This is a genomic window from Sinosporangium album, from assembly GCF_900100605.1.
GTDB lineage: Bacteria > Actinomycetota > Actinomycetes > Streptosporangiales > Streptosporangiaceae > Sinosporangium > Sinosporangium album.
The window spans coordinates 55,023-65,912 of the sequence record NZ_FNCN01000031.1; the positions used below are offsets into that span (position 1 = coordinate 55,023).

Sequence of the window (10,890 nt, forward strand, 5' to 3'; positions counted from 1 at the left end):
CTGCCGCGACGGGATTCCCCGGATATCCCGCCGAGCGCGGTGGGGGTGGCAGTGAGCGGAGACGCCACGGAAAGTAAGCGCGCCGCGTTTTCCTACCCAATTCCCACTATTGGAAGGATTTACACGGAGTTTTTCTCGGCACTCCGAACCTCCGGCCTCCATTTCCCGGATATCGCCGCGCTCAGAAAAGCGCGGACTCGTCGCCGTCCACCTCCTTCACCAGTTCAGGCCCGTTCTTGCGCACGTCGTTCACCGCGGTGGACACCGGCCGCGCCGCCAGCCGGCCCGGTGTGGGCGGCACCAGCAGCCGCCGCGCCGCGCCCGGATCGGTGAGCATGGGGTCGAGCCACTCGGCCCACCGGTCCGTTTCGATGAGCATGGGCATGCGGTCGTGGATATGACCGATGTCGTCCTCGGCGTCGGTCGTGATAATGGTGCAGGTGGCGAGCCACCGCAGCGGGTCGTCCGCGGCCCGGGACGGGTCCTTCCAGAACTCATACAGCCCGGCCATCGCCATCACTCCCCCGTCGCGCGGGTGAATGTAGTAAGGCTGCTTTTTCTTCGGGTTCTTGTCGCTCTTGTACCACTCATAGAAACCGTCGGCCGGAATCAGGCATCGGCGCTGCGCGAAAGCCTTGCGATAGGCGGGTTTCTCCGCCACGGTCTCGGCCCGCGCGTTGATCATTTTCGCCCCGGACGACGGGTCCTTCGCCCATGCCGGGACGAGCCCCCATCGCAGCACCCGGAGCTGGCGCACGGCCCGCTCGCCGCCCTTGGGCACCCTGCTCAGCACCGCGTAGACGTTCTTGGTGGGAGCCACGTTGTAGTCAGGCGCGAGCTCCTCGTCGGAAGCACCGTCGAGCTCCACCTGGAACTCCTCCAGCAGCTCGTGCTTGCCACGCGCCGACGCGTATCTTCCGCACATACCACCACCCTGCCATGGCCCCGCGCACCGGTAGGCTTTTCGTCATGTCCGATCCGCTCTGGTCCGCGCCGCTCGCCGCGGGTCCCGTCCGCGCCACGGTGCCTCTGCCCGGCTCCAAGTCGGTGACCAACCGCGCCCTGCCGCTGGCCGCCCTCGCCGAGGGCCCCGGCAGCGTACGGCTGGCGCTGCGCAGCCGCGACGCCGACCTCATGGCCTCGGCGCTGAGGTCCCTCGGCGCGCGGCTCACTCCGTCCAACGAGAGCGCCTCCGGCGTCGACTGGGCGGTCACGCCCGGTCCCGTCGTGGGCGGCGGGCGGATCGACGCCGGCCTCGCGGGCACGGTCATGCGGTTCGTCCCCCCGGTCGCGGCGCTGGCCGACGGCGAGGTGTTCTTCGACGGCGACCCGGCCGCGCGCAAGCGGCCGATGGGTCCGATCCTCGCCGCGCTGCGCGCCCTCGGCGCCCGCGTCGAGGGCGACGCGCTGCCGTTCACCGTGCGCGGCCCCGTCCAGGGCGGCGAGGTCACCCTGGACGCCTCCTCCTCCTCGCAGTTGATCTCCGGCCTGCTGCTCGCCGCCGCCCGCTTCGACAAGGGCGTCACCGTCCGGCACTCCGGGCCTCCGGTGCCCTCGGCCCCGCACATCCGCATGACCGTGGAGATGCTCCGCGAATTCGGCGTCCGCGTGGACGACTCCGAGCCGGACACCTGGCGTGTCGAGCCAGGCCCGATCGCGGCCAGGGACTACACGGTCGAGCCCGACCTGTCGAACGCGGCGCCGTTCCTGGCCGCGGCCATGATCACGGGCGGCGCCGTGACGATCCCCGGCTGGCCGACCCGCACCACCCAGCCGGGCGACCAGCTCAGGGGCCTGCTCACGGAGATGGGCGCGAGCGTCTCGCTGACCGGCGACGGGCTGACCCTCACGGGTTCGGGGCGCATCCGCGGCATCGACGCCGACCTGCGCGAGGTCGGCGAGCTGACGCCCACGATCGCCGCGCTGGCCGCACTCGCCGACTCGCCGAGCAGGCTGCGCGGCATCGCCCACCTGCGCGGGCACGAGACCGACAGGCTCGCGGCCCTGGCGGCCGAGATCAACGGGCTCGGCGGTGACGCGGCGGAGACCGACGACGGCCTCGCCGTACGGCCCCGCCCCCTGTCGGGCGGCGTGTTCCGCAGCTACGAGGACCACCGCATGGCCACGGCCGGCGCCGTGATCGGCCTGGCCGTGTCCGGCGTGCGGGTGGAGAACATCGCCACGACGGCGAAGACCCTTCCGGAGTTCGCCCTGATGTGGGCGCGGATGCTGGGGGGCGACCGCTGAGACGGCGCGAATACGACGAGGACGACGTCAGGGTCCGGCCGGGCAAGGGGTCTCGGCCGCGGACCCGGCGTCGGCCCGCGCACGAGAACGCCGTCGCGGGTTTCGTCGTGGCCGTGGACCGAGGTCGCTACACGTGCCTGTCGCCCTCGACCGGCACTCTGATCACGGCGATGAAGGCCAGGGAGCTCGGCCGCAAGGGCATCGTGGTGGGCGACCGGGTCGCGCTGGTGGGCGATGTGTCGGGCCGGCCGGACTCGCTGGCCAGGGTGGTTCGGGTCGAGCCCCGCACGTCGATGCTCCGCCGTACGGCCGACGACACCGACGACGTGGAGCGCCCGGTCGTCGCCAACGCCGACCAGCTCGTGATCGTCACCGCACTCGCCGACCCCGAGCCCAGGCCGCGCATGATCGACCGGGTCCTGGTCGCCGCCTACGACGCGGAGATCGATCCGCTGCTCTGCCTGACCAAGGCCGACCTGGCCTCCCCCGACGGGCTGGTGGCCCTCTACGCGCCGCTGGGCGTGCCGTACGTCGTGGTGAGCAAGGGCGGGTCGCTCGACGGGCTGCGTACGGCTCTCGCCGACCGGATCAGCGTCCTCGTGGGCCATTCGGGCGTCGGGAAGTCGACCCTCGTGAACGCGCTCGTCCCGGATGCCGACCGTGCCGTCTCCCAGGTGAACCCGGTCACCGGTCGCGGCAGGCACACCTCCACGTCGGCCGTCGCGCTGGAGCTGCCCGGCGGAGGCTGGATCATCGACACGCCCGGCGTGCGGAGTTTCGGCCTCGCTCACGTCTCGATGGAGACGGTGCTGGCGGCCTTCCCCGACCTGGCCCCGGGCAGCGTGGAGTGCCCCAAGGGGTGCAACCACCTCGGGGAGGAGTGCGCGCTCGACGCCTGGGCCGCCGCGGGCCACGCCGACCCGGCCCGGCTCGTGTCGCTGCGGCGCCTGCTCGCGAGCCGTGAAGGCGCTCCGGACGAGGACTGATCAGCCCCGGGCCGGTCGGGCGGCGGGGCTCAGGTGGCCGGTCGCAGCACCCACGTGATGACCATCTGGGAGACGACGGCCCCATCGGCCCGGGTGATGTCGACCTCGATGTCGAATTCCGGCCACCCTCCCACCGGCGGCTCGCCGCCGAGTCGCTCCCGGGTGCCGGGCACCCTGGCCTCGGCCACGACCTCGCCTTTGGCGAGCTTCAGGTAGCGGATGGTCGCGGTCAGGGCGAGGGGGGTGGCGCCGGACGCCATGGCGTCGCCGTACGCCGACAGAAGGGCCGCTCCCGAGGCCGTCTCGGCCAGGGTGAACAGCGCCCCCGCGTGCGGGCCTCCGACGTGGTTGTGCAGGTCGGGCCGGTCGGCCAGGCGGGCGACCGCGAGGCCGTCCTCCACGCGGTCGAAGGTTATGCCGAGCGTCCGCGCGAACGGCACGCTGTCCAGGAGGTACTCCCCAACATCGAATGACATGCCCGCAATGTTACTAACGGGTAGGGGTCTCGGGTGAGAGGCGCGACCGATCTCGCCGGTGGTCTCGCCCGTATGGATACGCCCGGGTTCGTACTCCGGACTCCTGTAGTACGGCCGCGACACGGTAGCGTTGCTCCTCGTGACGGGCTACAACGACGACCTGCGCCTCGCGCATGTCATGGCCGACGCGGCCGACGACATCACCATGCGGCGATTCAAAGCCCGTGACCTGCGTGTGGAGACCAAACCAGACCTGACGCCCGTCAGCGACGCCGACAGGGCCGTGGAGGAGAGCATCCGCGGCACGCTGCGCAGAACCCGCCCTCGCGACGCCATCGTCGGCGAGGAGTTCGGCACCACGGGCTACGGCCAGCGGTCCTGGGTGGTCGACCCCATCGACGGCACCAAGAACTACGTGCGCGGCGTCCCCGTGTGGGCCACGCTCATCGCGCTCATGGAGCAAGGCCGGGTCGTCGTGGGCGTCGTGTCCGCCCCGGCCCTCGGCCGGCGCTGGTGGGCGGCCCGGGAGGGCGGGGCGTGGACCGGCCGCGGTCTGACCAAGGCCACGCGGTGCCGCGTCTCCTCGGTCACCCGCGTGGAGGACGCCTCGATGTCCTACTCCGACCTCGCGGAGTGGCACAAGGCGGGCAAGCTCGACCAGTTCCTCGACCTCGACCGCAGCGTCTGGCGCAGCCGCGCCTACGGCGACTTCTGGTCCCACATGCTGGTCGCCGAGGGCGCGGTCGACATCTCCGCCGAGCCGGAGCTCTCCCCCTGGGACATGGCCGCCCTCACTGTGATCATCGAGGAGGCCGGGGGGATCTGGACCGACCTCTCCGGCGTGCCCGGCCTCGACGGCGGCAACCTCGTCTGCACCAACGGCCCCCTTCACAGCGACGTGCTCAAGCGCCTCGGCGGGGGTCCGCTCACGCTTCCCGTGTAGCCAGCCGTTCGGCGAGATGCTTGGCGAGGCCCTCCGCCGCTGCCTCGATCATGACGAGCACGTCGACGAAACCCTGGCGGTCGCCGTAAAAGGGGTCGGGAACCTCCGCCCCCTCGGGGGCCGCCGGGTCGAACGATCTCATCAGCCGGATGTCGGCCCCCGGCGGCGCCATGCGCGTAAGCGTCCGCAGATTCTCCCTGTCCATGGCCACGACCAGGTCGCAGGAGCCGAACCTCCCGGCGTGGAAATGGCTCGCCCGGTGGCGCGAGCCGTCATAGCCGTGCTCCGCGAGCACCGCCGCCGCCCGCTCGTCCATCGGCTTGCCCGTGTGCCAGCCGCCGGTTCCCCCGCTGTCCACGGTCACCATCCCGTTGAGGCCATGAGCTGCGAGAGCGTCCGTCACCACCACCTCGGCGATGGGGGAACGGCAGATGTTTCCCAGGCAGACCAAGCACACGTGAAAAGGCTTCATGGACCCCATGATTGCGCAGTGAGGTAGTGACCCGCGACGTTCACCCTGTGTTCACCTTGACACGGGAGGCACGTCACCTTGACTCCCTAGCTTCCTCATTGAGGCAATTCGTCTGGTAGCGGGACTGTGACGTATGACCAGATCGTCCGCGTCAGGCGTGTGACCAGCTCATCAGGCCGGTGACCCGTGTCGGGGGAGACGAGAGCCTCGTACTGCAGAAGATCAAGTAGGAGGAACAGGACCGTGAAGTACGCAGGCCGGGTCGCCGTGGCCACGATCGCGGGGGTGCTGTCACTCGCCGCATGTGGGACTGACGACAATACCGGTGGTACCAGCGCGGGCACCCTGCCGGCCTCGGCCGGTGGTGTGGGTGCCGGGCTGAGCGGCACGATCAACGCAGCAGGCTCCTCCGCTCAAGCGAACGCCATCGCCGAATGGAAGAAGAGCTTCCAGGGGGCCAACCCCGGAGCGAACATCAACTACCAGCCCAGCGGCTCCGGCGCGGGAGTCCAGGCGTTCGTCTCGGGTACGGTGGCCATCGCCGGCTCCGACTCGGCCCTCAACGACGAGAAGGGCGAACCGGCCGCGGCCGACGCCCGATGCAAGACCGGCAAGGCCATCAACCTCCCCATGGTGACCGGCCCGGTAGCGGTCGTCTACAACCTCTCCGGCGTCGAAGAGCTCAACCTCTCGTCGAAGACGCTCAGCGGAATCTTCAACACCACGATCAAGAACTGGGACGACCCGGCCATCAAGGCCGAGAACCCCAACGCCAAGCTCCCCTCGACCCCCATCCAGGCGTTCCACCGCTCCGATGAGTCGGGCACCAGCGACAACTTCACCAAGTTCCTGAAGGCCACCTCGGACTGGCCGTACGACGCCGCCAAGGCGTGGCCCGCCGAGGCCAAGGGCCTGGGCGCCAAGGGGTCCGACGGAATCTCCCAGGCCATCAAGACCACGCAGGGCGCGATCAGCTACGTGGAGCTCTCCTACGCGGAGAACTCAGCCCTCCAGATGGCCAAGATCGGCAACGGCGCGGGCGAGTTCGTCGCGCTGACCCCCGAGAGCGCGGGCAAGACGCTCGAAGCCGCCGAGGTCGTCGGCGAAGGAAACGACCTCAAGCTCAAGATCGACTACGCCACCAAGGCCAAAGGCGCTTACCCGATCGTTCTGGTGACCTACGAAATCACCTGCGAGAAGGGTCTTCCCGCCGACCAGGTGCCACTTGTCAAGGCCTTCCTCACCTACACCGCAAGCGATGAGGGCCAGCAGCAACTCACCCAGCTCGGATACGCCCCACTTCCCAAGAGCATGGTGACGAAGGTACGAACCGCCGTCGAATCGATCTCATAACTCTATGACAGCAACCCTGAAAACTCGCCAAGGCGGACCGGCCACGAGCCGGCCCGCCGTCCGGCGCTCACGCGCCGACAAGCCATTCCGCCACCTCACCGCCGCCGCCGGCGTCGTGCTCCTCGCGATCATGGCGGCCATCGCGGTCTTTCTCATCGCCGAGGCCATCCCCGCCCTCTACGCGAACGAGGGGTCCTTCCTCACCGAGCTCATATGGACTCCGAACAACAGCCCTCCGGCCTTCGGCATCGGAGCGCTCGCCTTCGGCACCCTGATGAGCTCCTTCCTCGCACTGATCATGGCAGTGCCCGTCGCCGTAGGCGTGGCGCTGTTCATCACGCACTACGCTCCGCGCAAGCTGGCCGGAGCCCTCGGCTACATCGTGGACCTGTTGGCCGCCGTCCCCAGTGTCGTCTACGGACTCTGGGGCGTCATCTTCCTGGTGCCGTTCATGCAGGGGCCGTCCGAGTTCCTCAACGAATACCTCGGCTTCATCCCCCTGTTCTCCGCCGACCAGGTCGTCGGCCGCTCGATGCTCACCGCCTCGATCGTGCTCGCGATCATGATCCTCCCGATCATCGCAGCCATCTCCCGCGAGGTGTTCCTCCAGGTCCCGCGCATGAACGAGGAAGCCGCGCTCGCGCTCGGCGCGACCCGCTGGGAAATGATCCGCATGGCCGTCCTGCCCTTCGGCCGCCCCGGCGTCGTCAGCGCCTCGATGCTCGGCCTCGGCCGCGCCATGGGCGAGACCATCGCCGTCGCGCTGATCTTCCCCGCCACCTTCGACATCACCTTCGGCGTCCTCGGCCCGAGCGGCAACAGCATCGCCGCCAACATCGCCCTCGGCTTCGCCGAAGCCGGTGAAGTCGGCCGCGGCGCATTGATCGCCTCCGGGCTCGTCCTTTTCATCATCACGCTGCTCGTGAACATGGCGGCGCGCATGATCGTCGTTGGACGTTCCGGAGCACGAAAGTGATGGCAATCGACCCGGGAGACAGGCCGTGAGCATCCAGACCATCTCGACCGGGCGCCGCGCCAAGGACACCATCGTCCGCGGCCTGGTCTACCTCGCATTCGCCATTGCGGTCGTCCCCCTGGTCTCCGTCGTCTACCTGGTGATCAAGAACGGCGCGGAGCGGTTCGACCTCGAGTTCCTCCTGCACTCCATGCGCAACATCGGCGCGCGGGACGCGGGAGGCGGCGCCTACCACGCCATCCTCGGCACCCTCGAACAGGTCGCCCTGGCCTCCCTCATGTCCGTGCCCATCGGCATCCTCACCGCGATCTACCTCGTGGAGTACGGCGGCAACGGACGTCTGGCCAACGCCATCCGGTTCTTCGTCGACGTCATGACCGGCATCCCCTCGGTCGTGGCCGGCCTGTTCATCCTGGCCTTCTGGGTCCTGTACCTCGGCCAGAGCTTCTCCGGGTTCGCGGGAGCCCTCGCCCTTGCCGTACTGATGATGCCGACCGTCGTCCGCTCGGCCGAGGAGATGCTCAAGCTGGTCCCCAGCGACCTCCGGGAGGCGTCCTACGCCCTGGGCGTGCCGAGATGGCGCACGATCGTCAAGGTCGTCCTGCCCACCGCGTTCACCGGCATCATCACCGGCGTCATGCTCGCCGTCGCCCGCGTCACCGGCGAGACCGCGCCGCTGCTGCTCACGGTGTTCTTCACCGACTCGATCAACGCGGACCCGTTCAGCGGGCCGCAGATGGGCCTGCCCCTCTACGTATTCGACCAGGCGGGACGCCCCAACGACACCGCCATCGACCGTGCCTGGGCCGGCGCCCTCACCCTCATCCTCATCGTCATGCTGCTCAACCTGGCCGCGCGATTGATCGCCAGGTGGCGCTCGCCCGCCACGGGTAGATAGGGGCCCCTCCATGGCTAAGCAGATCCAAGTGTCCGGGCTCGACGCCTACTACGGCTCGAACAAGGCCATCGAGGACATCTCGATGACCATCGAGCCGCGTTCCGTGACGGCGTTCATCGGCCCGTCCGGATGCGGCAAGTCGACATTCCTCCGCACTCTCAACCGCATGCACGAAGTCATCCCCGGAGCCCGCGTCGAGGGCAAGGTCATGCTGGACGCCGACGACCTGTACGCCCCCGGCGTGGACCCCGTCTCCGTACGGCGCACCATCGGGATGGTCTTCCAGCGCCCCAACCCCTTCCCGACGATGTCGATCTACGAGAACGTCGCCGCCGGCCTGCGCCTCAACGGGCGCATCAGCAAGGCCCGCGCCGACGAGATCGTCGAACGGTCGCTCAAAGGGGCGAACCTGTGGAACGAGGTCAAGGACCGGCTGAACAAGCCCGGCGCCGGACTCTCGGGCGGCCAGCAGCAGCGGCTCTGCATCGCCCGGGCCATCGCCGTACAGCCCCAGGTGCTGCTCATGGACGAACCGTGCTCGGCCCTCGACCCGATCTCGACCCTGGCCATCGAGGACCTGATCGCGGAGCTCAAGGACGAGTTCACGATCGTCATCGTCACCCACAACATGCAGCAGGCCGCCCGGGTCAGCGACCGTACGGCCTTCTTCAACCTCGCGGCGCAGGGCCAGCCGGGCAAGCTTGTCGAGATGGATGAGACCACCAACATGTTCACAAACCCCTCAGAGAAGGCCACGGAGGACTACATCACCGGACGGTTCGGATAGGACGGTTGCGGTACTTCGGCCACGCAGAAAGCCCCTGAGCCTCACGCAGAGGCATCAGGGGCTTTCGCTGTGGTGGGGCTTCTCTCTACGGCCGCTCGGGGGCTGCCTTCAGGAGCGGATCGATCCGATAAGGGATCTGATCGGAGAGGACGATCGTCGTATCCGTGCGCTGAACCGCGGGAGAAGCGAGGATCAGCGCGATGATGTCCTGAAGGTGCGACGTGCTGCGCGCCACCGCCCGGCAGAGCAGATCGGCCTGCCCGCTCGTGCCGTACACCTCAAGGATCTCCGGCACCTCCCGCAGCGCCTCCACCGCCTCGGCGAGCCTGCCCTGGGCGATCTGCAGGGAGACAAAGCCCAGGATCGGATAGCCGACCGCCTCGGGGGCGATGGTGGGCCCGAAATCCGTGATGACCTCCCGCGCCATGAGCTTGTCGACCCGCGCCTGCACCGTGCCCCGGGCCACCCCCAGCAGCCGGGCCAGCTCGGTCAGCCCGATCCTGGGGTTGGCCCGCATCGTCACGAGAAGACGACTGTCCAGCTCGTCGATCGTCATCCGCCCTCTTTCGTTGTTGATCTATCGTCGTGGATCTCCAGCCACGGACTTGGCAAAACAGCCCTTACCAACACGAGTATGCGAATCGCACAGCATTCCACGATCAAAACTGACTAGAGGTGCGCGATCTGACTATAAGAACTAGCCGCTCTTGCCAGAGATTCCGAGAATTGCTGTGATTTCAGTATGTTCGAGGAAGCACAGTACTTCGCACCGATCTCGACGCGCGACGACGGCTCAGTCCTCGTCGAACTCTCCGCGGATCACCCTGGCGTGGCAGACCCCACCTACCGCGAGCGCCGCAACGCCATCGCGGCCCTCGCCATCGGCTACGTGCCGGGGGACCCCATCCCCGTCGCCGAATACACCGCGCAGGAGCACGACGTCTGGGCCCTGGTCAGCCGCGAGCTCGCGATCAAGCACCAGAAGTACGCGCCCGTCGAATATCTGAACGCCGTTCAGCGTCTGGGCCTGCCCAAAGACCACATCCCCCAGCTCGAAGAGGTCAGCAACCTCCTCGCGCCCCTCACCGGCTTCCGCTACCTTCCCGCCGCCGGCCTCGTCCCCCTCCGAGACTTCTACGGCGTCCTGGCAGACGGATACTTCTACTCCACCCAGTACATCCGCCACCACTCCGTGCCGTTCTACACCCCGGAACCCGATGTCATCCACGAGGTCATCGGCCACGCCAACGCCCTCGCCTCCGACCGCTACGCGGCCCTCTACCGCCTCGCCGGCCAAGCCGCCCGGCGCGTCAAGAGCGATGAGGCCCTCGAATTCATCTCCAAGGTCTTCTGGTTCACCCTCGAATTCGGCGTCATCGCCGAACGCGACGAACTCAAGGCGTACGGCGCCGGCATCCTCTCCTCCTACGGCGAAATCGAAGAGTTCCGCGGCATGGACATCCGCCCTCTCGACCTGGCCGCCATGGGGACCACCCAGTACGACATCACCAAATACCAGGATGTGCTCTTCCGCGCCGAATCGCTCGACCACCTCGAAGACGTCGTCGGCGACTTCTGGGCCCACTGCGACGACGACAGCATCGCCCGCCTCAGCAGCTCCAAATAGCCCACGCGCCGCCCCGGCGGCAGCCACCCTCCCGCCCCGCCAAGCCCAACCATTGGCGGGGCGGACGCGTCTCTCCCCCCCCCCCCCCCCCCCCCCCCCCCCCCCCCCCCCCCCCCCCCCCCCCC

General features: G+C 68.7%; 12 protein-coding genes. 8 read left to right on the plus strand and 4 right to left on the minus strand.

What is annotated here, in order from left to right:
- Positions 1–181: 181 nt before the first annotated feature.
- The gene (locus tag BLQ73_RS24660; RefSeq protein WP_093173845.1) at positions 182–925 is read right to left on the minus strand and encodes an SOS response-associated peptidase; all 744 of its coding nucleotides are present in this window, start codon (positions 923–925) and stop codon (positions 182–184) included.
- A 44-nt stretch (positions 926–969) separates the two neighbouring features.
- Between BLQ73_RS24660 and aroA the strand changes: the two genes are divergently transcribed.
- Positions 970–2,247 (plus strand): 3-phosphoshikimate 1-carboxyvinyltransferase, encoded by a 1,278-nt coding sequence (aroA, locus tag BLQ73_RS24665; RefSeq protein ID WP_093173880.1) that lies wholly within the window; start codon positions 970–972, stop codon positions 2,245–2,247.
- Complete coding sequence (gene rsgA, locus BLQ73_RS24670; RefSeq protein ID WP_093173878.1) at positions 2,244–3,233, plus strand: ribosome small subunit-dependent GTPase A; 990 nt, start codon at positions 2,244–2,246, stop codon at positions 3,231–3,233. The genes aroA and rsgA overlap by 4 nt, the downstream gene beginning before the upstream one ends.
- 29 nt (positions 3,234–3,262) lie before the next feature.
- Here the strand turns inward: rsgA and BLQ73_RS24675 are convergent, their stop codons facing one another.
- Positions 3,263–3,709: a DUF4442 domain-containing protein gene (locus tag BLQ73_RS24675; RefSeq protein ID WP_093173847.1), complete on the minus strand. Its 447-nt coding sequence runs from the start codon at positions 3,707–3,709 to the stop codon at positions 3,263–3,265.
- 139 nt (positions 3,710–3,848) lie between these two features.
- Between BLQ73_RS24675 and hisN the strand changes: the two genes are divergently transcribed.
- Positions 3,849–4,652 (plus strand): histidinol-phosphatase, encoded by an 804-nt coding sequence (gene hisN / locus BLQ73_RS24680; protein ID WP_093173882.1) that lies wholly within the window; start codon positions 3,849–3,851, stop codon positions 4,650–4,652.
- On the opposite strand, the gene BLQ73_RS24685 is transcribed toward hisN, so the two are convergent.
- Positions 4,636–5,124: a low molecular weight protein-tyrosine-phosphatase gene (locus BLQ73_RS24685; protein WP_093173884.1), complete on the minus strand. Its 489-nt coding sequence runs from the start codon at positions 5,122–5,124 to the stop codon at positions 4,636–4,638. The two genes, hisN and BLQ73_RS24685, sit on opposite strands and share 17 nt — an antisense overlap.
- A 243-nt stretch (positions 5,125–5,367) precedes the next feature.
- Here BLQ73_RS24685 and pstS point away from each other — a divergent pair, with 243 nt between their 5' ends.
- From pstS to pstB, 4 genes are read left to right on the plus strand one after another with little or no spacing between them, the layout of a single operon-like run.
- Positions 5,368–6,477, plus strand: a complete 1,110-nt coding sequence (gene pstS / locus BLQ73_RS24690) for a phosphate ABC transporter substrate-binding protein PstS (RefSeq protein WP_093173849.1) — start codon at positions 5,368–5,370, stop codon at positions 6,475–6,477.
- A 4-nt stretch (positions 6,478–6,481) separates the two neighbouring features.
- Positions 6,482–7,453 (plus strand): phosphate ABC transporter permease subunit PstC, encoded by a 972-nt coding sequence (gene pstC / locus BLQ73_RS24695; protein ID WP_093173851.1) that lies wholly within the window; start codon positions 6,482–6,484, stop codon positions 7,451–7,453.
- A gap of 25 nt (positions 7,454–7,478) precedes the next feature.
- Positions 7,479–8,351, plus strand: coding sequence for a phosphate ABC transporter permease PstA (gene pstA / locus BLQ73_RS24700; protein WP_093173853.1), 873 nt, complete (start codon positions 7,479–7,481; stop codon positions 8,349–8,351).
- 10 nt (positions 8,352–8,361) lie between these two features.
- Positions 8,362–9,138, plus strand: coding sequence for a phosphate ABC transporter ATP-binding protein PstB (gene pstB / locus BLQ73_RS24705; protein WP_093173855.1), 777 nt, complete (start codon positions 8,362–8,364; stop codon positions 9,136–9,138).
- Between the two features lie 85 nt (positions 9,139–9,223).
- Here pstB and BLQ73_RS24710 read toward each other — a convergent pair whose 3' ends face one another.
- Positions 9,224–9,694: an Lrp/AsnC family transcriptional regulator gene (locus BLQ73_RS24710; RefSeq protein WP_093173857.1), complete on the minus strand. Its 471-nt coding sequence runs from the start codon at positions 9,692–9,694 to the stop codon at positions 9,224–9,226.
- A 186-nt stretch (positions 9,695–9,880) separates the two neighbouring features.
- On the opposite strand from BLQ73_RS24710, the gene BLQ73_RS24715 reads away from it, so the two are divergent.
- Positions 9,881–10,765, plus strand: a complete 885-nt coding sequence (locus tag BLQ73_RS24715; RefSeq protein WP_093173859.1) for a phenylalanine 4-monooxygenase — start codon at positions 9,881–9,883, stop codon at positions 10,763–10,765.
- Positions 10,766–10,890: the final 125 nt, after the last annotated feature.